The following is a 26213-nucleotide window of genomic DNA, read 5'->3' as shown; positions in this document are numbered from 1 at the left end:
CCTTGATGAAAAAGTTTTTAGGCTACATCCTGTCCCCGTTTGCTACCGCGGCTTTTTTTTTGCTGCTGCTTATATTCCACCCCATACAGTGGCTTTGCTTAAAGCTTGGTGGATATAGCGCCCACAAACGCTCGGTAGATATCCTGAACTTTTTCTTACTGCATACATTTTACATTTTAGGTAATACGGTAACCTTCATCAACAAACAAAATTTGCCGTTAAACAGGCCTATTATTTTTGTGGCCAACCATCAAAGTTTGTTTGATATACCCCCTATGATCTACTACCTGCGCAAATACCACGCGAAGTTTATATCAAAGGTAGAGCTGGCCAAAGGCATCCCATCCATATCATTTAATTTAAGGCATGGCGGCGGCGCTAATATCGACCGTAAAGACGCGCGCCAATCTATTGCCGAACTGGTGAAATTTGCCGGGCGGATGAAAAAAAATAACTGGTCGGCAGTGATATTCCCGGAGGGCACACGCTCTAAAGATGGGAAAGTAAAAAGGTTTAGGGCGGCAGGCATTGGCGCGCTGATCAAAAAATGCCCTAACGCGCTTTTAGTACCCGTAGCAATTACCGACTCGTGGAAAATGATCCGTTATGGACTGTACCCGCTTAATACCTTTACCCCTATGAAATGGGAGGTATTAGAGCCCGTTGAACCGGGTACAGCTACACCTGAAGAATTAATGCTGGACATAGAGAACCGCATAAGAGCAATTGTTGACCCGAGTTAATCCAATAAAACAATACTAATTTTATTCTAAACTAATGGTGTCACAACTCTGCCACCAAATCAAAACCCAATTAACTGACAACTAATTCTTTGCGAAAAACACACCTGCTTGTGCGATCGTGAACGTGAACATTTTACGTCTAATAATTTACTCCAGATCGCCCGCCGCGAAAGTGTTTCCCTGCCTAACATCGCCCGTTTCATAACCTTTTTTAAACCAATACATGCGCTGGGCGCTGGTGCCGTGGGTAAAACTATCGGGGTGCACTTCGCCCTGGTATTCTTTCTGCAAACGGTCGTCGCCTATCTGATGAGCGGCGTTTAAAGCTTCTTCAATATCGCCCGGGTCTAACACATTCTTCAGGTTTTTCTCATAATAAGCCCAAACGCCGGCATAAAAATCGGCCTGCAGCTCCAGCTTAACCGATAGCTTGTTATATTCTTCCTGGCCTAGCTGCTGCCGCGCCTGGTCCATTTTGGCAGATACGCCAAGCAGGTCCTGCACATGGTGGCCAACTTCGTGGGCTATAACATAGGCCTGGGCAAAATCGCCCGCTGCCCCAAACTTTTGGGATAGCTCATTAAAAAAAGACAGATCGAGGTACACCTTTTGGTCGCCGGGGCAATAGAACGGGCCGGTTTCGGCACCAGCCTGCCCGCAAGCAGTATTAACACCATCTATAAAAAAGTGCAGTTTAGGCTGATCGTAGGTTTTGCCCATATCGTTAAACAGCTTCGTCCATATGTCTTCGGTATCGGCAAACACCACCTTGGCAAATTTCTTCTCCGGTGTTTCGGGAATGGCTTGCTGATTATTTTCCTGCGGCGCGCCGCCACCATTCGCCTGGTTAAGTACCGCAGACGGATCTATCCCTGTAAAAAAGTATATAGCGGCGGCAATAATGCCAACCACACCGCCGCCAAGTGCCAAACCGCGGCCGCCGCCGCTGCTGCCATCTTCTGTATTACTGCTTTCGCGTCTGCCCATCCATTGCATAATATTCCTGTTTAGTTTAGCCATTAAACAGTAAGGCCCAAACAATTGTTTGGGCCTTACGCATTTGTGGTTATAAGTATGCTTTATCTTTTAGGGATGCGTGTTGGGGTGTCCTTACCTGCAACTATACTACGCGAGCTAAGTGCAATTGCGCGAATGGTTGCCACAATGTTATTTACATCAAGCGTGGCATATTCGTCTTTTACGGTATGGTAAAATTTATCCGTTGGGATCTGGTCTGTAGAAATAGTATGCGCAGGTACGCCTAAAGCCGCCAGGGTTGCGTTATCGCTGCGATAAAACAGGTTTTGCTCCGGGTATGGGTCCGGGTAAAATTTAAAGGCCGTGCCTTCCAGGTTTTTTTGCAGGATAGTACCAAAGTCCGAACGCTCAAATCCCGTAATAAACGCCGAGTTCTCACCAAATTTGGCTGCTTTGCCTATCATTTCTATATTGAAAAGCGTTACAACTTTATCAGGATCCAGCTGTTTCGAAAAATATTGCGAGCCAAAACCACCAATCTCCTCTGCAGTAAAGGCTACGAATACCAGCGTACGCTCGTTATTATTTAGTTTTTTATAGTATTTGGCAAGCGTAATTACCGCTGTAGTACCCGATGCATCATCGTCGGCCCCATTGGCTATGGTGTCCTGCTCGGCGCCCTTCTTAACAATACCCAGGTGATCGTAATGACCACCAAATACCACGTATTCGTTTGGTTTTGATTTGCCGGGAATAACGCCAACCACATTAAATAAGGGTTGCTCTTTTACCGTTGCCTCGTAATTTACGGTTAAACTTTTTACATCGGTGTAGGGGCCTAATATAAATACCAGTTGTTTGTTGCCTGCGCCCACGGTTTTAAAGGTTGTGCTGCCGCGCTTTGTAAAGTTAACAACCCTTGCAAACATTTTGGAAGCGCTTGTATCTACCAACACAATCGCTTTTTTATCGCCCGCCATTAACCCCTGAAACTCGCTTATAAAGTTTTTATCGGGGCCGATCTTAATTACTTCAACACCATCGGCGCTGGCCCAGTTAAACGAAGATGAAGCACTAACAATTACCCTTTCTGCAGGTAAATCGACCCCGTTCAGTGTTATTTTAGCGCTAACCGGAGTGGTGCGCACCATACTAAAATTTTGGCGGAAGCCAGTGTTACCCATAAACGGCTTTAACCCCGCGGCCTTAAACTCACCTTCAATAAATGTTGCGGCTTTGTCTATACCTTTGGTAAAGGTACCGCGGCCTTCCATATCGTCGGCGCTAAGGGTTTTAATGATGCGCTCTACATCATCCTGCTTTATAAGTTTGTTTACATCCTGGCAAAAGCCAAATGTGGGTGCTAAGGCTAATGCGCCTAACGCTACTACTAATTTTAATCTCATTTATTTTACTTTAGATGATAACCAGCTGCTGCGGAAATCTTTTTGTTGTTGAGTTAATTCTTTACCGGTCTTTTCAAAAGTTGTTACCTGTACCGAAGGGCTCTCTTCCAATATAATTGAACCTTCGTGGCTACCTGTGCGGTTTTTATAGCTTACGCTCACCTTATCGCCAGATTTTTTATCTTTAATAATATCATTTATTGATGACGCGTCTTTAACATCTTTACCGTCAATTTGCAGGATGGTATCACCGGCATCTAAACCCGCCTTGTAAGCCGGGCTGTTTGATGAAGTAGACCCTGTAATTAACAAGCCACCGTTTGATGCTTTGCCCGGGATACGGCCCAGCCAGGCTTTGCCCGGCGCGGCTTTTTGCAGTAAAAATCCGGCGTTAGCCAATAGGGCTTCGTAGTTGTTCTTTTTTACACCGTAGATATAATCGGCAAAGAACGAAGCAGCAAACTTGGGGTTGGTAACCTTGCCTAAAACCTCCTGTAGGTTTGGTATAGTGTACGGCTTGCCCGGCTTGCCGTAAGTTAGCCAAACCTGGCGCATATAATCATCCAGTGTAATTTTAAACTCACTGCGCAGGCGCAGGTCGAGCGCTAAGGCAGTTGCACCGCCATATACATAATAACTTGTAAATATATTGGTGTAGTTTGTAGCGTCAACGGCAACACCGGCATCGGTAAATACGGCGTAACGGCTCATTTGTGTTGGTGGATATTTTGCGGGTGCGGGTGGCGCCAAAACCGAGTTTACCAATCCCCCCAGGGTGCGGGTGTAATCATCAACCGTATTAAAGCCGCTGCGTACTAACAGCATTTCGCCGTAGTATTGAGTAAAGCCTTCGGCAAACCAAAGCTCGTTGCTCATGTTGGCATGCTCAAAGTTAAACGGCTCTAATGATTTTGGGCGGATGCGCTCTACATTCCAGCTATGGAAATACTCGTGCGAGTAGGTACCCAACAGGTCTTTCTCGTTACCTGCAACTTTTTGAGACCCATCAACAATGCTGGTAGAGTTACGGTGCTCCATCCCATCGCCAAAGTTGGTAGGGTGTACATCATCTAAAAAAGTATAGGTCCCGTAATCATAATCGGGTTGCTCACCAAACACGGCTTTTTCTTCTAAAACAAGCTTTTTTACCATTTGGGCAAAGTTGTCAATGGTAGCCTGGTCATCGTCTGAATGGACAGCTATACCTACCTTTTGCTTTTTGCCGTTAGTATTAACCACTTCCCAGTAGTTGGTTTTAACATTCGATAGCTCTATAGGGCTATCCATCATATATTGCAGGTCGGGCGCGCTGTAAACGTTATCGCCTTCGTGCTTTAGCTGGGTGGCAACCTTCCAGCCGTACTTGTCCAGGTCGTTAAACTCGAATTTTATCTGCCTGCTTACAATATCTTTGTTTACCGCCCACATAAAGGCTGCAGGCATATTCAGGTGGGCGTGGCTGGCATCAATACTTGCATAAGTACCATCGGTATGGTTACCAAAAAGAGTATAACTTATTTTTACAACAGTGCCATGTTGCGCTACCTCATAAACGTCGCCCTCAACCTGTTTAATGTCAAGCTCTTTACCGCTCAGGTCAAAAGCTTTTACATTGTAAATATTCTTACCAAATTCATGGGTGGCATAGCGGCCGGGAGATGAACGGCTCATTCTCATTCTTAGCGGACCGTTTTCGGGTATTTCGGGCACGGTTACCGTTATTTCGGCCTCGTGATGGGCGGCATTAGGGAACGATACAACGTAGTAAAGTCCGTTGCGTACTTTAGTTTGGGCATAGCCGCCAAACGCAAAAAATGCGGCGGCTGCCAGGAGTAATATTTTCTTCATTGGGATAATATGATTCAGGTGCTGAAATTACCAATTAATCGGTAAAGTTATCTATCAATTTTATTACAAAGCCTCACCTAAATCCTCTCCAAAGTAGAGGACTTAAAAACTCCTCACTCCCTCTCCAAAGAGAGGTGGAAGAGCAGTATTAATCATAACTATGCCTGCCCAGGTCATATTCAGATTGGGCAGTAATAATCTGCTTTCGTCGGGCAATATCGGCATCGAGGCTGTGGTCGTAAGTATTATCAGTAACGGCTATGTCCCTATCTTTATCCTTTTCTGCAAAGTGGATATTAGCTTCGCTGATCTTGGCTAAGGCGGTATCATAAGGCCCCTTAGGCGACATCAGCTTTACAAACACCGGCAAACACTCAAACAGTATAAACAGGTAGCCAATAAACGAAATGGCCATGTAGGTGTCCAGGTCGCGAGTACCATCAACATTGTAGGATAGCTGGCCTAACGCCCAGTTACGGTCGGCAAAGCCGGCAACGTTGGCAAGGCTATCCAGCTGTTTCTCGCTGAATAAACGGGTAGAGTTTAACCCTTCATAATCTTTACGCCTGCTTAGGTACTGGTCCATCTGGCCAAGATTATCTGTAACCACCTTTAGCCTGTCTTCTTTCTCTTTTAATATCTGCGCCTTTTGTTTGGCGTAAGTGCCGTAACCGGTAATACCCGATGTTTGGTTGGTTTTATCCCCAAAAACCTCCTGATTCAGCTCATATCGCGAGCGGTTAATATCGCGCTCGAGCGAATCTTTCTCTTTTTTAAGATCGTTGTTTTTAACAAGTTCCTGCCCGTATTTTTGCTGATAGGTTTTTTGCAGGGTATCTATCTTGCTGTGCTGGCCTTTTAAGTATGCCGTTTTAAGTTTGGTGCGGATCTCTTTATCAAAGATCTTCAATTCCAGCGGGCGCGATATAACTACGCCTATCATAATTGCCAGTAATATCCTGGGAGTGGCCTGCAAGATCTGCTGGTTCATGCTGCCCTCTTTGTTAATGCTTGATACGATGTATCTATCCATGTTAAATATGGCAGTACCCCATATCAAACCAAAAAGTATAGCAAAGCCTACTGCAAAGGCATTACCGCTAAATACAAAGTACATAGCATAACCGCCGGATAGTGAGGCAAAAAGCGCGGTGAAAAATATGGTGGCACCAATGCCCACATATTTGTTATGTTCTATAGGGTATTTTTTTAGCGTGTCCACGTGCGCGCCGGAACAGAACCAAAAAAACCTTGTTACTTTTTTCATTCAGATAACAGCGTAATAATTTACACTTAACTATAAAACGCACTAAGGGAATGATTGTTACAGATTGACTACAAATATTTGGAAGAGAAAAACATACCTTTGGCTATTAATTATATTTACGATGAAAGAAATAAGCGTACAGGAATTAAAACAAAAGTTTGATGCAGGCGAAGATCTTCAACTGATTGATGTTCGTGAGGATTTTGAATATGAAACATCAAATATTGGCGGCTTGTCTATCCCTCTTGGCGGTATTTTAATTGAAGCCGATAAGGTAGCCAAAGATAAGCCTGTTGTAATTATGTGCCGCAGCGGTAAACGTAGCATGGCGGCCATTATGCAATTGGAGGCGCAGGGTTATACCAACCTTAGCAACCTGCAAGGCGGTATTTTAGCCTGGAAAGCAGAGATAGACCCGGAACTAAACGTTTACTAAAATGGGTAAAAAGGTAGCGCTTAACGTGTTTTACAACATTGTTATATTTTTGTGTATCGTTATCATTTGGCAGGCGGTTGAAAAAGCCCGCTGGGAATATGTACTGGCCTGCGCGTTTATTGCAGGTATTATCATTACCCTTAAAATAAAGCTGATAAAAGATATAAAAGGCATGCAGAACAACAACAAGTAGGACTTTTTGCCGGGTTCTAACTTTTATTATTATGGATGAGTTAAAGAAGCATATTAAACAGATAAATGAATTATGCAACTTGTATAAAGTGAAATCGTTATTTGCTTTTGGGTCGGTAACATCCAAAAAATTCAACATTAACAGCGACATTGATCTTGTTGTTGATATTGATAGCAACGACCCGCTTGATTATTCTGATAAATACTTTGCTATTAAATTTCAGCTTCAAGATATACTTCATCGCCAGGTTGACCTTTTAGAAGAGAGGGCAATTAAAAACCCTTTATTAAAAAAGGAAATAGATAACACAAAAGTGCTTGTTTATGGCAGATGAGATTAAAACCTGGCTTTTGGATATTAAGAAAGCAATTGATGAAATAGATAGCTTTCTCCCGGATAAAAAAAACTTTTTTGATTTTAAGAAGGATCTTAAAACCAAAAGAGCTATTGAAAGGAATGTAGAGATCATTGGTGAAGCAGCAAATCGGATACTAAAAAGACCAGCCCAATATTCAAATAACCGACATTAAAAAAATTATTGATACAAGAAACCGCATCATACATGGATATGATACGGTTTCTGATGATATTATATGGGCGATAGTAATTAGAAATTTACCGGTGCTTTCGAGAGCAGTTAATACTTTATTAATTCCATAACTATTTCGCCGGCACCTTTAACCCTAAAGCTTCAATATATCCCTTATTAGGGGTACAATTCACAAACTTGCTGTTCTCTAAAAATGCCCATAATGCCTTGCGGACTTTTTCCCTGTCGGCTGGTCCTGCTTTTCGGATCTCCTCGAAAGTGCTGCGCGGCGCTTCGGTATAGTTGATGATATCTTCGTAGTTATCCGGCACCTTAAAGCTCATGATGCCTTTCAGGTTATCCAGTTTTTTGTATGGCCAGTAATGCCAGCCTATGCGGTTCTTCTCGCAAAGTATCCTAAAATCTTTCACCCATGCATCTTCATTCTCGCCGGTTTCGCCAACGTAGATAGGTACGTTATATTTGTCGCGGTAATCCATGTAATCTTGTATTACTTTTTGTACCGGTTCTGTCCAGTATTTATGGAAGGTATAAACGCTTTTACTATCGAATGGCTTGCCGAATGGTTTAAAATTGCTGTCCCACTGCGCGCCACCCAGAAAAACGATGTGGTTTTTATCAACCGAGCGTACTGCCGCCGTTATCTGCTTGTAGGTAGGCTCCAGATGGGGGTTTAGTTCAGCAACATTAAAGTAATGGGCAATAGGTTCATTCAGCAGATCGTACCCCATAATAATGGTTTCGTTTTTATAATGATTGGCAATTTTACGCCAGATGTCGGCCGTTAACTTCCTGCTTGCCGCGCTGGTGAACAGGAACGGATAGCCGTTGCCATCATCAATATTATCTCCGGTTTGTCCGCCCGGCGCGCAATGCATATCCAGTATTATATATAGGTTAGCTTTTTTGCACCAACCTATCACCCGGTCCAACAATTCGAAACCACGGTTAGGGTTGTTTTGACCCATGTAGTCTTCATAGGTAAATAATTTATAGCTAAATGGGATACGGATGGAGTTCATGCCCGATGCTTTCAGGAATTTGATATCGGCCTCGGTTACATATGTATCCTGAAACTTGCGCCAAAATAGCTTCATCTCTTCGGGGCCAACCAGCTCTGTTAAAGCTTCGTTTATGAGCCTTTGCGAATTGATCTTTTTAAACTTAAACATATAACCCTCGGGCACCAGCCAGTTGCCCAAATTTGTACCCCGCATTAAAAATGGCTTACCATCGGCACCTATAATTTCTTTGCCTTTAACAGTAATAAATTTAGCGGTTTGCGCCTGCAGGTTTAAAATACCTGCAGCAAAAAGCAGCAAGAGGGTAATAATTCTTTTCATATGGGTTTGTATGGTTTACAAGAAGTATAGCAATTGGCGGCCGGTGCTAAGCAAATGTAAGCTATTACATTATCATTTAACAGTGTGCCGATGTTACAATAATGCGTATTTTGTAACCATTACTTATTACAACCGGTGAAACTTTTCACTAAAACGTTTTCGTTCAAATTTAGTCGTGAAGCTCATAAGCAAACCGGCCCGCGGGATTATGCACCCGGGCTTTTATGTTATTTACAAACCGAATTTATAAAACGCTCCACCACGTAGGTAGATAGCTGCCCGCCCGGCCCGTTTATATTATAATCGAACCCGTGGGTTGCCCATGCCAGGCGCAGGTAATAATGCTTTACACCATATTTAGCAAGTTTTGTATCCAGCTTTTGGCTATGGACAGGCGATACCAGTACATCGTTATCGCCATGTATAATAAGTGTTGGCACGGTTTGCTTGTTAACAAATTCTATAGGCGAACTTTCAAAATACTTATATGGCACGGCCTTGTAGGTGCCGCCCAAATAACGCTCCATAACCGCGCGCGAATCCATTACCAGTTTGCTGGCCGGTTTAGAATAACCCCAAACCATATCTGCCGGGCCGTAAAAATTTATGATCCCCTTCAAGCCGTTTTGCGGGCGGTTATAAGCCGATAAAAGGGCTATCTGCGCCCCCGCCGAGCGACCAAAAAGCACAAAATTATTGGTGTCGATATTTAATTTTTCTGCATTTTGACGCATATAGGCAAAGGCTTGCTCAACATCTTCAATAGCCAGCGGTGCTTTATACTGCGGCGCCAAGCGGTAATTTATAGAGGCTACATTGTAACCTTCGGCTGCCAGGTAACTATTTAGTTCGGGCAGTTGCCTGCTATCGCCACTGCTCCACGAGCCACCGTGTACAACTATTATACAAGGTTTTTTACCCCCTACCCGGGCCGGGTAAAAATCGAGGGTTAGCTTATTAATATTGCTGTAAGTTAAAACACTGTAAGGCAATTGTTGCCCCGCACCCTTCAGCAGTTTCGCAAAGTTAAATACAGGTTGTGTATTATCACCCTTTATGATAGTGCTGCCCGGCCCAAAGGCCTTATTAAAGTTTTGTTTGATGGCCGATGAAGCTACATAAGCCCTTACTACGGGCGATATAAATAATATCAGGGTAACCATTCCAATCATGACGGATACAGATTGGTACTTTTCTACCCAACAACAAGCAATTGTTAGCACCCCGGTTATTCCAACAAATATCAACGGAAATTCGGTTACGGCTATGGCCAACAACCACAAATGATAGGTTGGCGCTTTAAAAACCGTTAGTAACGATGCAAGCAGCAATAAAACAAGCAGTAGCGGCACAATTAAACTCACACTTCTTAATATTTTCCTCATATACGTAAAACCCGCTTGTTTGATGTAATGTAAACTTATATAATTTACCACTATCAGCTATATTAAAATTATAGCTTTGGCTATTAATGAAAAAGTTAAAGCAAATTATACAGGAGGTTAAAACCCTGGTAGCTCAAAATAAGCCCGCCGAATTAAATGCCATGCTTTGGCAACTTATATGCTACCCTCCAAAAATGCCATTACGTTTGCAGCAGGAGCAACTTTTAACCGAAGCCGAAACGTTTAACGTTACAGTACCGGATCCTTATTTTACCCATAAGCCCTTGCAGGTAAATGGATTTAAGTGGGGCAAAGGCAGCAACCGCGTGTTGATAAGCCATGGTTGGGGCTCTAAAGCTATGGATTTTGACGGATTGATAACTACGCTTAAAGAAGACCCCCGTTTACAAATTATAGCATTCGACGCACCTGCCAACGGTAGCTCTGAGGGCGATCTGTCGAACCTTTTACTATTTGCAAATGCAGTTAAGGCGGTTATTGCCGCTACAGGCAAACCCGATATTGCCATAGGCCACTCCTTTGGTACCATGGCCAATGTTGCGGCATTGTGTGAGTTGGGTATAAAACCTAAACTACTTATTAGCATTGCTCCGTTCATTCTGCTGCAGGAGAATTTCATCAGAAGCATGTCGGCAGCAGGTGTACCGGCCGAAGCCCAGCAGGCATTTTTAGACGATTTCAAATTGCGCTACGGCATTTACCCATCAACGTATGCCATGCAAAATCTCTACAAGTTTGATGACACGCTCAATCATTGGCTTGCCTATGACGAGCATGATGCCATGTTACCCGATGCTTACCTGCAGGCCTTCCTTAAAGAACATCCATCCATCCGAACAAAAAACTTTAGAAATGCCGGCCACGAGCGCATCATTAAATCGGCTGATGTTATCAGGGATGTGGTGGAGCAAGTGAGCGGGGTGATCTGATCACTTATAGGTTCGCTATTACCGAGCGCTGGCGCTTTGGTGTTATCTGTTGTTTTAAATGCCAAAACCTTACCTTTATGCCATGTTTACACAGCCTGTTTACGACGATAAGACCTTCGAAAAGATTGAATTAACCGATGGCCTTACTCGCCACGTAGAGTTTCAAAGCTGCACTTTTCGCAATTCCGATCTTAGCAACAGCGCGTTTATCCGGTGCAAGTTTTTGGAGTGTACCTTTGAAGAATGCAACCTCAGCATGGTAAACTTTGAGGGATCAACCCTAAACGATGCGCGTTTTAAAGGCAGCAAACTTTTGGCCGTTAACTTTAGCAAATGCGAAGACTTTTTATTTGGTGTAAGTTTTGAAGGCTGCATTCTGGACTATGCTTCCTTCGCCGGGAAAAAAATGGTAAAGACAAAGTTCAGCAGGTCGTCGCTTAAAGAGGTTAGCTTTAGCCAAACCAATTTAACAGGATCTGTATTTGAAGAATGCGATCTGTTAGAAACCGTTTTTAACCGCACCGATCTTACATCCGTAAATTTCACAACCGCCTACAACTACATCCTCGACCCGGAACTTAACGTGCTTAAAAAAGCCATATTCGCTGTGAGCGGATTGGAAGGGTTATTAACTAAGTATGGCATAAAAGTGGTGTAGAAGCAACCCAAATACCTCGTTCGAAATGACATTATAATATCAGACAAAAAAACCCGCTTACTTACGCAACCGGGCTTCTTGTATCTTGATTCTTAATTCTTAATTCTTAATTCTTATGTCTAAAGCCTATACATGCAGGTTATTGGCTTTAATGTAATTGTAGCTTTGGGTAATGCTTACAAACGGATCGCCGGGGCAAATATCCTGCTCATTAAAGAAGTATTTTAAGCCGGATGTTTTAGCATGGGCGAAAATAGTTTTGAAAGGGATAACGCCATTACCAACTTCGGTAAACATTTGTTTAGGAGTTCTATCCATATCCTTAACATGCCATAGCGGGAAACGGCCCGGGTGTTTCTTAAACATGGCAATAGGGTCTTGCTTTGCGCGATACATCCAGTAGATGTCCATTTCCATTTTTACAAGGTCGGCATCAGTACTGTTCAGTAATACATCATACGGGTACTTGCCGTCTTGTGATGCAAATTCAAAATCATGGTTGTGGTAACAAAGCTGTATGCCTGCCTTTTTAGCTACCTCGCCGGCTTTATTAAGTTTATCGGCGGTTTCTTTGTAATGGTCAAGCGCACCGCGCTCGCTATCTAACAGATAGGCACAAACCATATATTTTAAACCAACTGCAGCGGCATCATCAACGGCCTTTTGCCAATCGTTGCTAATGGTTCCTTTTACATTTGCCATACCTTCGCCCAACATAAAGTGGCCGCTTGGCATAATAAGACCATTATCGGCCAGTACCTTTTTAAATTCGGCAGGCTCCATACCATAAAATTTTTGCGTACCGGTATATGTAGCGCCCTCAACCGAGTTAAAGCCAACCTTAGCAACTTTGGCCAGGGTAGCAACAGGGTCTTTAGCCATTGCATCGCGTACGGTATAAAGCTGTACGCCTATATATCTTTTTTTATTGGCTGCAAATAATTCGGGAGCCATTAACAGGCCGGCCGAAAGCACCGCCGTGTTTTTCAGGAACGAACGTCTTGATGTCATTATCTGGTTAGTTTAATTTGGTTTGTGTAAATGTAACGCATTGACTATACAAAACAAATAGACCACATAATTATTACAAGGTTTAATTTTGCGCCGGGCGGGGTGGTTTCTTTTTCCCAAATCGTTTCGGGTTGCGTTTACCATCGCGGCGCTGGCCTGACGCCGGGCCATGCGGGCGGTCCTCTTTTGGCGGCGCTTCAATGCTTTGCAATATTTCAGGCAGTTCTTTAAGGGCAATAGGTTTTTCTATCAGATCCTCAATACTCTTTAAACGCTTCAGGTCGCGGTTGTTTACGAAGGTTATGGCTGTGCCTTTTGTGGCGGCACGCGCTGTACGGCCAATACGGTGCACATAATCTTCGGGGTCGCCGGGCACGTCGTAGTTCACTACCAGGTCAATACCTTCCACATCAATACCGCGCGATAATGCATCTGTACCAATTATAACCGGTAATTGCTTATTCTTAAATCTTAACAAGATCTCTTCGCGCTCGTTCTGCTGCAGATCGGAGTGAAAAGCTGCGACACTTATAGGCGCTGCCTTTAATTCTTTATAAAGCGATTTTACAATCTCCTTACGGGATGCAAAAATGATAGAGCTTAAATAGCCGCCATCTTTTAAAAGCATTTTCAGCAATGGGGTTTTCTGCCCATCGTGCAGCTTGTAGATCTGCTGATCGATGCCTGCTGCCGGTTGCGATATGGCGATATTTATCTGTTGCGGATCGGTAAGGATATTTTTAGCCAGCGTGCGGATCCTGCCGGGCATTGTGGCCGAGAATAGCAGCGTTTGACGTTTTTTAGGCAGATAGCCAATAATACGCATAATATCGTCAGAGAAACCCATGTCCAGCATGCGGTCGGCTTCGTCAAGTATCAGGTGGGTAATTTTATCGAGCTTTAACACTCCCGATGTTAAGTGGGCTATAAGCCTGCCGGGTGTAGCTATAATAATGTTTACATTGTTTTGTATGCCGCGGCGCTGCTGCTCGTAAGCCATACCATCGCCGCCGCCAAATACCGCCTGCGAGCTGATGCCTGTAAAGTACGCCAGGCCCTCTACCTGCTGGTCTATCTGCTGAGCAAGCTCGCGCGTGGGGGCAAGCACCAAAGCAGTTGTGTGGTGGTTATGGCTGTTGGCTATATAGTTCATTACCGGTAAAAGGTATGATGCTGTTTTACCGGTGCCTGTTTGCGCGCAGGCTATAAGGTCGTCGCCATTCATAATAACCGGGATGGTCATTTCCTGAATGGGCGTTGGGGTGGTGAACCCCATGCTTAAAACGCCTTCTAAAAGTTGTTCGTTAAAATTAAAATCGTGGAAAGTCACTTATATTATTAAAGATGAGCATGCAAGGTAAGCAATTTTGTGGTTTTATGCATGTTTACTTTATAATGATGAAGTATCATGTATTTTTGAAACGTCGTTTAATAACCTTAATTTAATATTAAATCAAACTATTTAGGGCCAAATCTCTTAATAGATTTCTGTCAGTTTGTATGTTTAAACACTTTACCAAAGCGCTGTTTCATATTTCATTTTTGTTTGTATTATTACCGGGTAAAGTGCGTGCATCTGTTACCGATACCATAACGGTTAATGCATCAGATACAGGCAAAATAGCCGGGCGCAAAATTAACCGCGCCTTTAACAACATATATGTTCAAAATTTAAAACCGTCATTCTTCGGGCAGGAGCTTTTTCAGCCTGTGAAAACCCTGTTGGTAGGCGATGTTAACGCGCACTTTGTAATGTTTAATACGGCTAAGTCGCGGTTCTTTTTTGATGTATCGGCAAGGGTAAAGCTGCGACTGCTGAAAGCCTATGGTGAGCCTGTTAAATCGCCAAGCTATATGCCCAGCGGTAATTTGTATTACCGCATAAACCGCGACCCTTACAAACCACAGTTCCTGCAATTATCATATACACACCACTCCAATGGCATCCGCGGGCCAACCATTATGCCCGATGGAAGCTTTAACCGCGATAGCGGTAAATTCAGCACCGATTTTATTAACGCCAACTATACCATTGGTAAGCGTATAGATAAAGCCAACACTATTGATAATCATTACAGTACCCTGGGGGTAGAGATTCACCGCGGGCTGTTTGGCCAGTCGGGTACGGCTAAAGGCTTGCCGGGGCATTATGGTTTTGTGCGGGTAAATGGCGGCTATATCTACAACATAGCCAAAAAATATCAGGACGATATTGATCCCCAAAAATCCGACTTCAAAAACTGGCAGCGTATCCAGTTCGATTTTACTTACATAGCCGATAAATACAACGGTTACAACGCGCTTAACCTTAAAAAGCGTTTCAATGCCAGCCTTAAATATTACTACCAGTTCCCCTTTATGCAGAATGTATCATTTATTGTGGGCGGTGGCTACCGCGGGCAGGATGATTACAACATATATTTTGAGGACAGCTATGCTTATGTGCAGTTCGGGATTGCATCGGGGTTGAATTTCCTGTTTCATAAGGATTAAGAGGCAAACTGTTTTACTAACCTATGGGCTATACCTTTATAAGGGGTAAAATCGTCTTTCGGACAGTTCTCCTTGTAAAATTTTCGATTGATGTTTGCGTTCCTATAGCATCAATAAAAATAAATCATACATTTAGCTGTTTAAATTAAACATGTATGCGCCCCTACGCTGCTAAAACTAACATCTAATGAAAAAACTAATCTTGAGTGCGCTTGCTGTTGCGGCGTTACAGTACACCACCATGGCACAAACCAAATTATTTGATGGCAAAACAACCAAAGGCTGGCATGCTTATTTAAAACAAGATGCAGGGCCGTGGAAAGTGGTAGACGGCGCTTTGCAATTAGACCCCAAAGCCGAAGGACAAGCTGATTTGGTTACCGATGGCGAATATGAAAACTACGAATTGAGCATCGACTGGAAAATTGCCGAAGGCGGTAATAGCGGTATTATTTTTGGCGTGCACGAAGACCCTAAACTAGGCGCTACTTACCTATCGGGTATTGAAATGCAGGTTTTAGATAACGAAAAAGCCGAAGACAACAAAAAAGCAAGCCACCTGGCCGGTTCATTATACGATTTAAAGGCAGCGCCTGCTGATGCTGCAAAACCTGCCGGCCAGTGGAACACCGCCAAGATACGCAAAGATAAAGGCCACCTTACTTTTTGGCTTAACGGCAAGCAGACCGTTGATGTACAAATAGGTAGCCCAGAGTGGACCGAAATGCTCAATAACAGCAAATTTAAAACCTGGAAAGATTTTGCAGCCTACCCAAAAGGCCGCATTGCTTTACAATCGCACGGTGCGGTGGTAGCGTTTAAAAAGATCACCCTTAAACAGCTGTAAATCATCAGCGCAAAAATCTTATAGTTCGACATATATCTTATTAATGGAAGAGTTACAGATCAAGAAAACAACCGAAACTTACGATGTAGTGGTTGTAGGCTCGGGCGCGGGCGGCGGTATGGCCGGCTACGTTTTGGCCAATGCAGGCATTAAGGTTTTAATGCTGGAGGCGGGCGCCTACTTCGACCCCAAGACAGATTCGCACCAACTAAAGTGGGCGTGGGAATCTGCACGCCGCGGCGCGGGCACCACCCGACCATTTGGCGATTTTGATGCTGCCTACGGTGGCTGGGAGCTGGAAGGCGAACCTTATACCCAAAAAGATGGTACCGAGTTTGCCTGGTTCCGCGCGCGGATGCTGGGTGGCCGTACCAACCACTGGGGAAGGATCTCGTTACGTATGGGCCCCGAAGACTTTAAACCCAAAGACGGCCTTACCGACCCATGGCCAATAACCTACGACGAACTGAAACCTTACTATGATAAGGTTGACCGCATGATAGGTATTTACGGCACAGTAGAAAATATTGAAAGCGAGCCCGATGGTATTTTCCTGCCGCCGCCAAAACCACGTTTAAATGAACTTTTTATAAAACAAGGTGCAGATAAAGCGGGTGTAAAGGTAATTACGGGACGTGGCTCGGTACTTACCGAGGCGCTGCCAAATAATAAAGACCGCGGAGCATGTTTCTTTTGCGGACAATGTGGCCGCTCATGTAAAGTTTACGGCGATTTCTCGGCATCATCATGTTTGGTTATCCCGGCTATAAAAACCGGCAACTTAAAAGTAATTACCAACGCCATGGTGCGCGAGGTTATCACCAATAAAGATGGCGTTGCAACCGGCGTATCTTACGTAAATAAAAATGACCTGCAAGAATACCAGGTAAACGCCAAAACGGTAATATTGGGTGCCAGCGCGGGCGAATCGGCACGCATCCTGTTAAACTCAAAGTCGGCTGCCCACCCGGGTGGTTTGGCTAACAGCAGCGGTGTTGTTGGTAAATACCTGCATGATTCTACCGGATCGGGCGCGGGTGGTTTCCTGCCGCAGCTAATGGACCGCAAGCGTTATAATGAGGATGGAGTAGGTAGCGTACACATCTACTCGCCATGGTGGCTTGACAATAAAAAACTGAACTTCCCGCGTGGTTACCATATCGAATATGGTGGCGGTATGCACATGCCATCATACGGTTTTGGCGGCGGCATTCAGGATATGAATGGTGCTGTACCGGGCCGAGACGGTAAAATGAAACCGGGTGGCGGTTACGGCGCCGGGTTAAAAGATGATTACCGCCGTTTCTACGGTACGCAGGTTGGTATGGCCGGCCGTGGTACTGCCATTGCACGTGCCGATAACTATTGCGAGATAGACCCGAACGGGGTAGTTGATAAATACGGTATCCCGGTGCTGCGTTTCCACTACAAATGGACCAACGACGAGATAAACCAGGCCAAGCACATGCAGGAAACGTTTGAGGAGATCTTACACAACATGGGCGCTATTTATGGCACTATGCAGGGCAAAGAAACCAACTATGGCTTAGAGGCCCCGGGCAAAATCATACACGAGGTAGGCACTGTGCGAATGGGCGACGATCCTAAAAAGTCGGCATTGAACAAGTGGTGCCAGGCGCACGATTGTAAAAACCTTTTTGTGGTTGATGCCGCCCCATTTGTGCAGCAGGGCGATAAAAATGCTACCTGGACCATCCTGGCCCTAAGCATGCGCACCGCAGAGTATATTATTCAGGAACGTAAAAAACTTAATGTATAAAGCATCATGAACAGACGCGACTCCCTCAAAGCAATAGGTTTAGGAACATTGTCAACCAGTTTATTCCTGGGTGGCTGTAAACCGGGCGATAAAAAAGCCGAAACTACCGATGCCAAAACAGAAGCGGTACCCGGCCGAGAACAATACGAAGTAGAGCGGGAAAATAAATTAAAGGACGAAAAGTATTTTAACGAGCATGAAATGGCTACCATTACCATGCTGGCTGATATCATTATCCCTAAAGATTCCCACTCCGGCAGTGCATCAGATGCAAAGGTACCCGAGTTTATTGAGTTTATAGTAAAGGACATCCCGAGCCACAAGCTGCCCATGCGCGGTGGTTTAAAATGGCTTGACATCCAATGCCTTAATCGCTACAACAATACATTTATTAAATGTAACCAAACTCAAAAAACCGAGATCTTGGATGAGATAGCTTACCCATATAAAGCCAAGCCGGAAATGGCGCAAGGCGTAGCCTTCTTTAACCGCATGCGCGATCTTACCGCCTCAGGCTTCTGGAGCAGCGAAATGGGGACCAAAGATATTGGTTACGCGGGTAACACCCCCAACAAATGGATGGGCGTACCTGCCGATGTGCTGAAGCAATACGGAATGGAAAACGTTAAAATTTAATTGAGAAACGCCCCTGAAAGGGGCGTTTCTCAATTAAACCACTTTTTACTGGTAGCAACACGTATGGCCGAAGCCTTATTGCATACGTGCAGCTTATCATAAATATTGGCTATATGCTTGCGTACGGTATGCGGGCTAATGAACAACCGTTCGCCTATTTCCTGGTAATTTAGCCCTTCAACAATATAGTTTAATATCTCCATCTCGCGGCTCGAAAGATTATGTTCTTCTGCAGTTTCAAACTTTAGCTGCTCATTTATATCGGGAATGTTCCTTAGCAGGGCCAGCGCCTTACGCGCTATGCTTGGCGACATCGGCACACCACCCTCATGTACAATTTCGGCAATGGCTTTTACAATGTTCGATACCTTTTCGTCTTTAAGTAAATATCCGCTTGCCCCCGCTTTAATGGTTTCAAATAACTTTTCATCGTCATCAAAAACGGTAAGCATCAAAAAATGCATGTCGGGATACAGGCTTTTCGCAATAGCTACAGTTTCAATACCATCCATTACAGGCATTTCAATATCCATAAGTACCACCAGTGGGCGGTTGGCTGCGGATATCTTTTTTAAAGCGTCTAAAAAAACCGAACCATCGCAGGCCTGCATCACCACGTCTATCTCACTGTAGTAAGAAATATTATTAATTAAAGCTTCGCGAAGCAGCCGCTTATCATCAACAATAGCAACCGGTATTTTATTCATATCCTACACATTATCTTCCCTAAAAATAATATAAAAAATAAAGCCGCCCAATTAATGAGCGGCTTTATAAATTGGTTTTTGTATTGAATTTAGAAGTTAAAGCCAAGGCGTAGGCCCATAAAGCTCTGCCCTTCGTAACCTTCGTACCTTAAGCTGGCATCAAACCCGCCCAGGTTAACGCCCAAACCCGGCGCATAGGTAAAGTGTGTACTACCAACAGATTGCAGGTCGCCGTTAGCATCGCTGTAGTACGACCGGATAATGGTTGCACCGGCCTCGCCTATTAGATAAACCGGGCCGCCAACGTTATATTTAAAACCCGCTTTTACAGGTATATTTAACTGAGCTTTCGAATCTATACCCAGGTTAGAAAGATCTTTTGGCAAAAATGCTATGGCACCGGTAGTTACCGTTACAGCGCTCGATTCGTCGATGCTGAATGCACCGCGGAATGTTAAACCCGCACCAAAGTTATAGGCAGATTTCATGTTACCTAAGGGTAAAGCGCCCTCAAGGCCTAAACCAAGCTTAAAGCCCTGGGCATGAGATTTGGTGGCGAAGCCCGCCAAAAGAATAAACGCGATTGTAAAGATCTTTTTCATTTGTGTTTAAGATTTAGTTGTTAATATAATTATTAGGTTTTGTACAGCTAAGGAACGGTAATAATACCTTGGCATCAATACCACATATGCGGTATTTATCTACGTAAGATACATCATAAAATACTATATGTCAATTAAATATATAATTATAGCATAGGTTAATATTTTATTGGATATTAATAATACAGCCGGCAACCAAACCATATATAATAAAAGTAACCGGTGGCTTTATTAAAATTTGAATTAATTTGCGCTTACATTAATTGCAAATGGTTTATATCCTGTCGAAATTGCTTTATGTATTTATTTTGCCGCTTACATGGGTGTTTTGTCTTTTGCTTTACACGCTGTTCGCTAAAAATAAAGGTCATAAACGCAAAGTGCTTATACTTGCTATTTTTATATTCTGGTTTTTTGGAAACAGGTTTACGGCTAATTTAATGGCCAACATATGGGATGTTAACCCCGGTGTATCAGCAGCAAAAAGTTACAGTGCCGCCGTTCTTTTGGGTGGATTTGTATCTGAAGGCAAAAACGGCGAAGGGCACTTTAACGGCGCTGCCGACCGTTATAATACAGCGGTTAAGCTACTGCAAACGGGCACAGCCGGTCACCTGCTTTTTAGCGGTGGTAACGCAGATATTAATCCTGATGGTTTTAGCGAAGCACAATTTGTTGGGCAGGAGCTTAAAAAACTAAATATTGCAGATAGCCTGGTACTGTTGGATGATAAAGCGCGTAATACCATGGAGAATGCGGCGTTTTCAAAAGACCTGTTACAAAAAGCAGGGCTAAAACCACCATATTTGCTGGTAACATCGGCCTACCATATGCGCAGGGCTATGCTCATTTATAAAAAAGCGGGATTAGAGGTGGTGCCCTACCCCTGTGATTATATTACCAATTATGGCACAATTATGCCTACAGATTTTGTTCCGGGTGTAGAAGCAATTGGTGCCTGGAATACTTATATTAAGGAACTTGTTGGCTATATTGTGGCCTTGTTTAAATAAGCTTATGAAAAAAAACGTTATACTATTATTGCTGCCTGCCCTATTGATGCAAGCTGCATATGCACAAAAATCAAAGAAAAAAACATCGGGCAACCCTATAGCCGAAGGTTGGTACGCCGACCCCGAAGCTACCATTTTTGGTAAGCAGTACTGGGTTTACCCAACCTTTTCAGACAAGTACAATAAGCAGGTACATTTTGACGCGTTTTCATCGCCCGACCTGGTAAACTGGACCAAACACGATAACGTGCTCGATTCATCAAACGTAAAATGGGCTAAACGCGCCATGTGGGCACCGGCCATTGTAAAAAAAGGCGGTAAATATTATTTCTTCTTTGGGGCTAATGATATACAAAGTGATAAAGAATATGGCGGTATAGGCGTGGCTGTTGCGGATAAGCCAGAAGGCCCGTTTAAAGATTATTTAGGCAAACCGCTTATTGACAAGATAGTAAACGGCGCGCAACCGATAGATCAGTTTGTGTTTAAAGACAAGGATGGCCAGTACTACATTATTTATGGCGGATGGGGCCACTGTAACATCGCGAAGCTAAAGGACGACTTTACAGGTGTTGTACCTGCTGCAGATGGTAAAATTTATAAAGAAATAACCCCCGAAGGATATGTTGAAGGCCCTATAATGTTCATCCGCAAGGGTAAATATTATTTTATGTGGAGCGAGGGCGGATGGACAGGTCCCGATTACCGCGTGGCTTATGCCGTGGGTAACAGCATAAACGGCCCTTTTAAAAAGATGGGTATAGTATTAAAGCAAGACCCCGCGATTGCTACCGGAGCAGGCCATCACTCGGTAGTACAGGTACCAGGTAAGGATGAATGGTATATTATTTACCACCGCCGCCCACTAACTGAAACTGATGGCAACCACCGTGTAACCTGCATTGATAAGATGATCTTCGACAAAAATGGTATGATAATGCCGGTTAAGATGACCAACGAAGGGGTGAGTGCGAGTAGGATAAAATAAAGGAATAAGCCATGTCATGGTGGGCCTGTCCAAACCATTTGAATACGTGTAGGTTTCGACAGGCTAAGACTGATATTAGATAACAAAAGAGCCGCTGAATTTCAGCGGCTCTTTTGTTATCTTGATTCTTCATTCTGATAGTGCTGAGTCCTCTTATCCTACTATCTTCATATTTTCTGCATCCCAATGGATAAGCTTATTTTGGAAGTAGCTGTCGTTGCAGGCCAGCGCAGGCGCAGCGGCGCGGAAGCCGAACACGGCATCTTCCACAACAGGCTTACCCGTACGTACCGATTCCATAAAGTTGGCAAAGTGGTCGTTTGAGGCATTATAACCCTCCGGTGCACGGTATGTTATTGGCTGAAACTGCGGTGTTTGCTGCTGCACTTTTGTCCAGCGCTTATTGTAATCGTCCATTAGCTTTTTCTGCTCGCTTTCGGTATAGGTAAATAACGAATCCCAGCCGCCAATGCCCGGCGCTTCGGGCATCTTATTTTGCTGTATCCTGAACGCTTCGCCCTCGCCGCCAATATCCATCACCCCTTCCGATCCTACAATTTTAGTAGTGGTTTTATCACCTTCGCCGCTTATAAAGTTTACGCGCAGGGTAACCTGAAAGGCCGGGTGCTCTTTAGTTTCGCCGTAGCGCACAACAGCGCTCATTACATCGGGAACATTACGGCCGTCTTTCCAATACGACAGGTCGCCTATAGAATAGATGCTCTCGGGCCCTTTAGAACCGGTTATAAAATGAATGCCGGTAAGCAGGTGTACAAACAGATCGCCGGCAACACCGGTGCCATATTCCCGGTAATTTCGCCAGCGGAAGAAACGGTTAGGGTCAAAATCCATTTTTTTGTCGGCATTGCTTTGATACCGCGCCCAATCAACATTTTGGATGTTACCATCGGTAGGGATAGTATATTGCCATGCGCCTAAAGCGCTTTGGCGGTTAAACGATGCCTCTATAGAATTGATCTTACCAATAGCGCCTGCTTCATACATCTCCTTAGCCTTTCGATAAGCTATACTACTCACACGCTGGCTGCCCACCTGGAAAACTTTTCCGGTTTCCTTTTGCACGCGTATCTCCTCAAGCCCCTGGCTTATTTTGTGCACCATTGGTTTCTCACTATAAACGGCCTTCCCTTTGCGCATGGCATCAATAGCTATCTGGCTGTGCCAGTTATCGCTGGTTGCAACTATAACCGCGTCAATATCCTTACGTTCCAGTATCTCCCTGTGGTCCATAGTTGTAAACAGGTTTTTACCGTATATTTCTTTAGCATGTGTAAGGCGGCCTTTGTACAGGTCGCAGGCGGCAACCATCTCCACGCCGGGCACTGTAAGCGCCGCGTTGGTATCATTAAAGCCCATTATCCCCATGCCAATGGTGGCAATGCGTATTTTATCATTAGGTGTTACGCGCTTTTCATCGCGCAGTATCCTTACTTCATTTTCTTCTTTGGCGGCCAAACTGGTAAGCGATGCCGAGGTAAGCAAAACGGATGTACCCAAATGCTTCAAAAACTTTCTACGGTCTGTTGACATGGTGTGATATAATTAGCTTTAATAATTGGTTTATTATTGCAGGCGCAATAATATTTATTAAAGGCAATGTAGTAAAAAAACCAAAAGCATAAGTTATTTACTTACATTAATATTCAGTGGTTTACAGGCATGATTTTGAAGTAGAAAAAACTTATTAATTTAATTTAAAAAGTTATAAATTGCATGTGATTACCCCAATAGTAAAAACCTCAATTATACTCCATGAAAAAACTATCCTTATTGGTATGCTCGTGCCTTATTGGAACGCTTGCCTTTGGCCAGGCCGACACTAAGCTTGCCATTATTCCCGAACCGGTTAAAATTACTCAGCACACCGGCACTTATGTTTTGCCAAAAACGCTAACAGTACAGGCTGCTTCGCAAGCCGATATGACACCGGTGCTTGATCTGATCAAAAATAAATTTAGTACCGCAACCGGTAAGATCATTAAAGTAAAATCCCTTGCTGCCGATGCGGCCATTAAATTAGTGCTAAATAAAAGCACAGACAAGGTTATTGGCAAAGAAGGTTACTACCTTACTTCTAAAGCCAATGGTGTTACTATAAAAGCCAACACCCCTGCGGGTTTATATTATGGCGTACAAACATTGCTGCAACTGTTACCTAACCAAATTGAAGGCAAAGTTGTATCTAACATAAAGTGGACGGTGCCATTTGTAGACATTACCGATTACCCGCGCTTTGAGTGGAGAGGGTTGATGTTTGATGTTTCGCGCCACTTTTTTACCAAAAAAGAGGTAATGAGCTATATCGACAACATGGCTAAATACAAACTTAACCTGTTCCATTGGCACTTAACCGATGATGAGGGATGGAGGATAGAGATAAAAAGCCTGCCTAAGCTGACAACTGTTGGCGCTTACAATATCAAACGAGAAGGCAGCTTTGGAGATTTCCTGCCGCCAAGGCCTAACGAGGTACGCAATTATGGTGGTTTTTATACCCAGGATGACATACGCGAAGTAATTAAGTACGCCCAGGCCCGTTTCGTGAACATTATGCCCGAGGTTGATGTACCCGGCCATAGCCTTGCCGCGGTAGTTGCCTACCCCGAACTTTCTGCCACCGCGGGTGCCGACAAATATGTGGTACGCTCGGGCGAAAAAATTATGGATTGGAGCAAACCCGGCCACCCTGCTTTGGTAGACAATACGCTTAATCCTGCTGGTGAGTTTACCTACCAGTTTTTAGATAAAGTGGTTGGTGAAATTGCCGCTCTGTTCCCGTTCCCGTACATCCACATGGGTGGCGACGAGTGTGCTAAAAACTTTTGGGAACAAAGCGACCAGGTAAAAGCCCTGATGGCTAAAGAGAACCTGAAGACACAGGAAGAGGTACAATCTTATTTTGAAAAACGCCTGGAGAAGATAGTGGAATCAAAAGGCAAAAAGTTTATGGGTTGGGATGAGATACTGGAAGGCGGCATTGGCCCTAACGCCGCTTTAATGAGCTGGCGCGGGGTAAAAGGCGGTATAGAAGCGGCCAAGCTTGGCCACGAGGTGGTAATGAGCCCAACAACATTTGTTTACTTGGATTACATGCAAAGCGACCGTGTAATGGAACCGCGCGTATACGCATCGTTACGCCTGAACAAAACGTATGAATTTGACCCGGTACCGGCAGGTGTTGATGCCAAAATGATAAAAGGCGGGCAAGCCAACTTATGGACAGAGCAGGTTTACAACATTCGCCAGGCCGAGTACATGACCTGGCCGCGTGGCTTTGCTTTGGCAGAAAGCGTATGGTCGCCGGCAAGCAAAAAGAATTTTAATACTTTCTTTACCAAGGTTGAAAAACACTTCGACCGCTTTAACCAGGCCGAAGTTAAGTATGCCCCAAGCGCTTACGACCCAGATTTTAAACCGGGCCGTAACGCCGATAGCACGCTTAATGTTACGCTGATACCAGAAGTACAGGGATTAGACATCTACTATAGCTTCGACAACTCCTACCCGGATAATTTCTACCCGAAATATACAGGCATCGTAAATGTACCTATTGACGCTACACAAATGAAAGTTATTACCTACCGCGGTAAAAAACCTGTTGGCCGCATGATAAGCATGCCAATCGACGAGTTAAAACGCAGATTGGGAAAATAGTTAGCTTTATTAGTTTGCAGTTTGCAAATGAGAAAGCCGCGCCGGTTTGGTGCGGCTTTTTTGTGGTTATCCAACCATGCCGTCATTGCGAGGAGCGGTAGCGACGTGGCAATCCCCGACTTACAGAGCGACCCTGCATATCGGGGATTGCCACGCTCCGCTCGCAATGACGTCCAGGAGATCACTCCTTCCTTTTCATCCTTGAAAAAGGGAAACCATTGCAGCCTTTTTTAGGGTTTTGCCTGTCGGCTTTGGCGGTGGCTTCGGCTATCTTGTCGGTTTTGGCGTCGTATACACTTAAGCAGAAACCCCATTTCCATGGCTCCATATTGTTAAACTGCATATAATCTATCCGGGTGTATAAGCCACCCTCGCCCGGGTTTTGGTCGTCGTTACGGGCTACAATGTATTGGTCTTTAACATTCCATTTAATGATATGGTATTTGGTGCGCGGCAGTTGCATAAACAGGGTGTCGTTAACCGTGTAACGAATGCCATAATCGTCCACAAAGTTACCTTTAAACATTGCGGGCACTTTATCATTATCACGGCTTGTATTACCAAATGCAAGGAACGATAAAAAGATCAGTATAGAGGCCAATTTTTGCATGGGATAAATTTATTGATTTTCTGACACAGAGCGCACAGAGATCCGCTATATAAAACAAAGAGGCACGGAGAATTTCCCGTGCCCTTTAAAATAT

General features: G+C 44.2%; 27 protein-coding genes. 15 read left to right on the top strand and 12 right to left on the bottom strand.

Going from position 1 to position 26213, the window contains the following annotated elements; translation table 11 throughout:
* Positions 1-5 precede the first annotated feature (5 nt).
* Positions 6-743: a lysophospholipid acyltransferase family protein gene (locus ACFQZI_RS17075; RefSeq protein WP_377144636.1), complete on the top strand. Its 738-nt coding sequence runs from the start codon at positions 6-8 to the stop codon at positions 741-743.
* Positions 744-890: 147 nt separating this feature from the next.
* Here ACFQZI_RS17075 and ypfJ read toward each other — a convergent pair whose 3' ends face one another.
* From ypfJ to ACFQZI_RS17055, 4 genes are all read right to left on the bottom strand, one after another.
* Positions 891-1739 carry a KPN_02809 family neutral zinc metallopeptidase gene (ypfJ, locus tag ACFQZI_RS17070; RefSeq protein ID WP_449288977.1) on the bottom strand — a complete coding sequence of 283 codons (849 nt, stop codon included), beginning with the start codon at positions 1737-1739 and terminating at the stop codon, positions 891-893.
* Between the two features lie 83 nt (positions 1740-1822).
* Positions 1823-3127 carry a M20/M25/M40 family metallo-hydrolase gene (locus tag ACFQZI_RS17065; RefSeq protein ID WP_377144632.1) on the bottom strand — a complete coding sequence of 435 codons (1305 nt, stop codon included), beginning with the start codon at positions 3125-3127 and terminating at the stop codon, positions 1823-1825.
* The gene (locus tag ACFQZI_RS17060) at positions 3128-4975 is read right to left on the bottom strand and encodes a M61 family metallopeptidase (RefSeq protein WP_377144631.1); all 1848 of its coding nucleotides are present in this window, start codon (positions 4973-4975) and stop codon (positions 3128-3130) included.
* A gap of 148 nt (positions 4976-5123) precedes the next feature.
* Positions 5124-6242, bottom strand: coding sequence for a DUF4407 domain-containing protein (locus ACFQZI_RS17055; RefSeq protein ID WP_377144629.1), 1119 nt, complete (start codon positions 6240-6242; stop codon positions 5124-5126).
* A gap of 121 nt (positions 6243-6363) precedes the next feature.
* Between ACFQZI_RS17055 and ACFQZI_RS17050 the strand changes: the two genes are divergently transcribed.
* Genes ACFQZI_RS17050 through ACFQZI_RS17030 form a run of 5 tightly spaced genes read left to right on the top strand, consistent with a single transcriptional unit; the run spans position 6364 to position 7531 of the window.
* Positions 6364-6678, top strand: a complete 315-nt coding sequence (locus tag ACFQZI_RS17050) for a rhodanese-like domain-containing protein (RefSeq protein WP_377144627.1) — start codon at positions 6364-6366, stop codon at positions 6676-6678.
* Position 6679: 1 nt separating this feature from the next.
* A complete protein-coding gene (locus tag ACFQZI_RS17045) occupies positions 6680-6871 on the top strand; it encodes a DUF6358 family protein (RefSeq protein WP_377144625.1) in 192 nt (63 codons plus the stop codon).
* A 31-nt stretch (positions 6872-6902) separates the two neighbouring features.
* Positions 6903-7205 (top strand): nucleotidyltransferase family protein, encoded by a 303-nt coding sequence (locus tag ACFQZI_RS17040; RefSeq protein WP_377144623.1) that lies wholly within the window; start codon positions 6903-6905, stop codon positions 7203-7205.
* Complete coding sequence (locus ACFQZI_RS17035; RefSeq protein WP_377144622.1) at positions 7195-7401, top strand: HepT-like ribonuclease domain-containing protein; 207 nt, start codon at positions 7195-7197, stop codon at positions 7399-7401. The genes ACFQZI_RS17040 and ACFQZI_RS17035 overlap by 11 nt, the downstream gene beginning before the upstream one ends.
* Positions 7382-7531 carry a HepT-like ribonuclease domain-containing protein gene (locus ACFQZI_RS17030; RefSeq protein ID WP_377144955.1) on the top strand — a complete coding sequence of 50 codons (150 nt, stop codon included), beginning with the start codon at positions 7382-7384 and terminating at the stop codon, positions 7529-7531. Before ACFQZI_RS17035 ends, ACFQZI_RS17030 begins: the two co-directional genes overlap by 20 nt.
* Here ACFQZI_RS17030 and ACFQZI_RS17025 read toward each other — a convergent pair whose 3' ends face one another.
* The gene (locus ACFQZI_RS17025) at positions 7532-8764 is read right to left on the bottom strand and encodes a glycoside hydrolase family 5 protein (protein WP_377144620.1); all 1233 of its coding nucleotides are present in this window, start codon (positions 8762-8764) and stop codon (positions 7532-7534) included. It abuts the gene before it with no gap.
* Positions 8765-8991: 227 nt separating this feature from the next.
* Positions 8992-10149, bottom strand: a complete 1158-nt coding sequence (locus tag ACFQZI_RS17020; RefSeq protein WP_377144618.1) for an alpha/beta hydrolase fold domain-containing protein — start codon at positions 10147-10149, stop codon at positions 8992-8994.
* A gap of 86 nt (positions 10150-10235) precedes the next feature.
* On the opposite strand from ACFQZI_RS17020, the gene ACFQZI_RS17015 reads away from it, so the two are divergent.
* Both ACFQZI_RS17015 and ACFQZI_RS17010 read left to right on the top strand, forming a co-directional pair.
* Positions 10236-11099 (top strand): alpha/beta fold hydrolase, encoded by an 864-nt coding sequence (locus tag ACFQZI_RS17015; RefSeq protein WP_377144616.1) that lies wholly within the window; start codon positions 10236-10238, stop codon positions 11097-11099.
* A gap of 58 nt (positions 11100-11157) precedes the next feature.
* Positions 11158-11757, top strand: a complete 600-nt coding sequence (locus ACFQZI_RS17010; RefSeq protein ID WP_377144614.1) for a pentapeptide repeat-containing protein — start codon at positions 11158-11160, stop codon at positions 11755-11757.
* A gap of 126 nt (positions 11758-11883) precedes the next feature.
* Here the strand turns inward: ACFQZI_RS17010 and ACFQZI_RS17005 are convergent, their stop codons facing one another.
* Positions 11884-12768 (bottom strand): sugar phosphate isomerase/epimerase family protein, encoded by an 885-nt coding sequence (locus ACFQZI_RS17005; protein WP_377144612.1) that lies wholly within the window; start codon positions 12766-12768, stop codon positions 11884-11886.
* Between the two features lie 82 nt (positions 12769-12850).
* Entirely contained in the window at positions 12851-14098 is a 1248-nt protein-coding gene (locus tag ACFQZI_RS17000; protein ID WP_377144611.1) for a DEAD/DEAH box helicase, read from the bottom strand.
* Between the two features lie 170 nt (positions 14099-14268).
* On the opposite strand from ACFQZI_RS17000, the gene ACFQZI_RS16995 reads away from it, so the two are divergent.
* From ACFQZI_RS16995 to ACFQZI_RS16980, 4 genes are all read left to right on the top strand, one after another.
* The gene (locus ACFQZI_RS16995) at positions 14269-15261 is read left to right on the top strand and encodes a hypothetical protein (protein ID WP_377144609.1); all 993 of its coding nucleotides are present in this window, start codon (positions 14269-14271) and stop codon (positions 15259-15261) included.
* Positions 15262-15448: 187 nt separating this feature from the next.
* Positions 15449-16108, top strand: coding sequence for a 3-keto-disaccharide hydrolase (locus ACFQZI_RS16990; RefSeq protein ID WP_377144607.1), 660 nt, complete (start codon positions 15449-15451; stop codon positions 16106-16108).
* Positions 16109-16151: 43 nt separating this feature from the next.
* The gene (locus ACFQZI_RS16985; RefSeq protein ID WP_377144606.1) at positions 16152-17888 is read left to right on the top strand and encodes a GMC family oxidoreductase; all 1737 of its coding nucleotides are present in this window, start codon (positions 16152-16154) and stop codon (positions 17886-17888) included.
* A 6-nt stretch (positions 17889-17894) separates the two neighbouring features.
* The gene (locus tag ACFQZI_RS16980; RefSeq protein ID WP_377144604.1) at positions 17895-18524 is read left to right on the top strand and encodes a gluconate 2-dehydrogenase subunit 3 family protein; all 630 of its coding nucleotides are present in this window, start codon (positions 17895-17897) and stop codon (positions 18522-18524) included.
* Positions 18525-18553: 29 nt separating this feature from the next.
* Here the strand turns inward: ACFQZI_RS16980 and ACFQZI_RS16975 are convergent, their stop codons facing one another.
* A complete protein-coding gene (locus ACFQZI_RS16975; protein ID WP_377144602.1) occupies positions 18554-19231 on the bottom strand; it encodes a response regulator transcription factor in 678 nt (225 codons plus the stop codon).
* An 89-nt stretch (positions 19232-19320) separates the two neighbouring features.
* Entirely contained in the window at positions 19321-19833 is a 513-nt protein-coding gene (locus ACFQZI_RS16970) for an outer membrane beta-barrel protein (RefSeq protein ID WP_377144600.1), read from the bottom strand.
* 269 nt (positions 19834-20102) lie between these two features.
* Between ACFQZI_RS16970 and ACFQZI_RS16965 the strand changes: the two genes are divergently transcribed.
* The gene (locus ACFQZI_RS16965; protein ID WP_377144599.1) at positions 20103-20846 is read left to right on the top strand and encodes a YdcF family protein; all 744 of its coding nucleotides are present in this window, start codon (positions 20103-20105) and stop codon (positions 20844-20846) included.
* 4 nt (positions 20847-20850) lie between these two features.
* Positions 20851-21834 carry a glycoside hydrolase family 43 protein gene (locus ACFQZI_RS16960; protein WP_377144597.1) on the top strand — a complete coding sequence of 328 codons (984 nt, stop codon included), beginning with the start codon at positions 20851-20853 and terminating at the stop codon, positions 21832-21834.
* 153 nt (positions 21835-21987) lie between these two features.
* On the opposite strand, the gene ACFQZI_RS16955 is transcribed toward ACFQZI_RS16960, so the two are convergent.
* Positions 21988-23385 (bottom strand): Gfo/Idh/MocA family protein, encoded by a 1398-nt coding sequence (locus tag ACFQZI_RS16955; protein WP_377144596.1) that lies wholly within the window; start codon positions 23383-23385, stop codon positions 21988-21990.
* 222 nt (positions 23386-23607) lie between these two features.
* Here ACFQZI_RS16955 and ACFQZI_RS16950 point away from each other — a divergent pair, with 222 nt between their 5' ends.
* Positions 23608-25509: a beta-N-acetylhexosaminidase gene (locus ACFQZI_RS16950; protein ID WP_377144594.1), complete on the top strand. Its 1902-nt coding sequence runs from the start codon at positions 23608-23610 to the stop codon at positions 25507-25509.
* A gap of 181 nt (positions 25510-25690) precedes the next feature.
* On the opposite strand, the gene ACFQZI_RS16945 is transcribed toward ACFQZI_RS16950, so the two are convergent.
* Entirely contained in the window at positions 25691-26119 is a 429-nt protein-coding gene (locus ACFQZI_RS16945; protein WP_377144592.1) for a hypothetical protein, read from the bottom strand.
* Positions 26120-26213: the final 94 nt, after the last annotated feature.

This window comes from Mucilaginibacter lutimaris, assembly GCF_042676625.1.
Classification (GTDB): domain Bacteria; phylum Bacteroidota; class Bacteroidia; order Sphingobacteriales; family Sphingobacteriaceae; genus Mucilaginibacter; species Mucilaginibacter lutimaris.
The sequence above is the reverse complement of the archived record's forward strand: the minus strand, read 5'-3'. Positions and strand labels throughout refer to the sequence as shown.

Bases quoted from the DNA above. Each gene is read 5' to 3' on its own strand.
- ACFQZI_RS17075 (WP_377144636.1), top strand. From the start codon at position 6: ATGAAAAAGTTTTTAGGCTACATCCTGTCCCCGTTTGCTACCGCGGCT.
- ypfJ (WP_449288977.1), bottom strand. From the start codon at position 1,739: ATGCAATGGATGGGCAGACGCGAAAGCAGTAATACAGAAGATGGCAGC.
- ACFQZI_RS17065 (WP_377144632.1), bottom strand. From the start codon at position 3,127: ATGAGATTAAAATTAGTAGTAGCGTTAGGCGCATTAGCCTTAGCACCC.
- ACFQZI_RS17060 (WP_377144631.1), bottom strand. From the start codon at position 4,975: ATGAAGAAAATATTACTCCTGGCAGCCGCCGCATTTTTTGCGTTTGGC.
- ACFQZI_RS17055 (WP_377144629.1), bottom strand. From the start codon at position 6,242: ATGAAAAAAGTAACAAGGTTTTTTTGGTTCTGTTCCGGCGCGCACGTG.
- ACFQZI_RS17050 (WP_377144627.1), top strand. From the start codon at position 6,364: ATGAAAGAAATAAGCGTACAGGAATTAAAACAAAAGTTTGATGCAGGC.
- ACFQZI_RS17045 (WP_377144625.1), top strand. From the start codon at position 6,680: ATGGGTAAAAAGGTAGCGCTTAACGTGTTTTACAACATTGTTATATTT.
- ACFQZI_RS17040 (WP_377144623.1), top strand. From the start codon at position 6,903: ATGGATGAGTTAAAGAAGCATATTAAACAGATAAATGAATTATGCAAC.
- ACFQZI_RS17035 (WP_377144622.1), top strand. From the start codon at position 7,195: ATGGCAGATGAGATTAAAACCTGGCTTTTGGATATTAAGAAAGCAATT.
- ACFQZI_RS17025 (WP_377144620.1), bottom strand. From the start codon at position 8,764: ATGAAAAGAATTATTACCCTCTTGCTGCTTTTTGCTGCAGGTATTTTA.
- ACFQZI_RS17020 (WP_377144618.1), bottom strand. From the start codon at position 10,149: ATGAGGAAAATATTAAGAAGTGTGAGTTTAATTGTGCCGCTACTGCTT.
- ACFQZI_RS17015 (WP_377144616.1), top strand. From the start codon at position 10,236: ATGAAAAAGTTAAAGCAAATTATACAGGAGGTTAAAACCCTGGTAGCT.
- ACFQZI_RS17010 (WP_377144614.1), top strand. From the start codon at position 11,158: ATGCCAAAACCTTACCTTTATGCCATGTTTACACAGCCTGTTTACGAC.
- ACFQZI_RS17005 (WP_377144612.1), bottom strand. From the start codon at position 12,768: ATGACATCAAGACGTTCGTTCCTGAAAAACACGGCGGTGCTTTCGGCC.
- ACFQZI_RS16995 (WP_377144609.1), top strand. From the start codon at position 14,269: ATGTTTAAACACTTTACCAAAGCGCTGTTTCATATTTCATTTTTGTTT.
- ACFQZI_RS16990 (WP_377144607.1), top strand. From the start codon at position 15,449: ATGAAAAAACTAATCTTGAGTGCGCTTGCTGTTGCGGCGTTACAGTAC.
- ACFQZI_RS16985 (WP_377144606.1), top strand. From the start codon at position 16,152: ATGGAAGAGTTACAGATCAAGAAAACAACCGAAACTTACGATGTAGTG.
- ACFQZI_RS16980 (WP_377144604.1), top strand. From the start codon at position 17,895: ATGAACAGACGCGACTCCCTCAAAGCAATAGGTTTAGGAACATTGTCA.
- ACFQZI_RS16975 (WP_377144602.1), bottom strand. From the start codon at position 19,231: ATGAATAAAATACCGGTTGCTATTGTTGATGATAAGCGGCTGCTTCGC.
- ACFQZI_RS16970 (WP_377144600.1), bottom strand. From the start codon at position 19,833: ATGAAAAAGATCTTTACAATCGCGTTTATTCTTTTGGCGGGCTTCGCC.
- ACFQZI_RS16965 (WP_377144599.1), top strand. From the start codon at position 20,103: ATGGTTTATATCCTGTCGAAATTGCTTTATGTATTTATTTTGCCGCTT.
- ACFQZI_RS16960 (WP_377144597.1), top strand. From the start codon at position 20,851: ATGAAAAAAAACGTTATACTATTATTGCTGCCTGCCCTATTGATGCAA.
- ACFQZI_RS16955 (WP_377144596.1), bottom strand. From the start codon at position 23,385: ATGTCAACAGACCGTAGAAAGTTTTTGAAGCATTTGGGTACATCCGTT.
- ACFQZI_RS16950 (WP_377144594.1), top strand. From the start codon at position 23,608: ATGAAAAAACTATCCTTATTGGTATGCTCGTGCCTTATTGGAACGCTT.
- ACFQZI_RS16945 (WP_377144592.1), bottom strand. From the start codon at position 26,119: ATGCAAAAATTGGCCTCTATACTGATCTTTTTATCGTTCCTTGCATTT.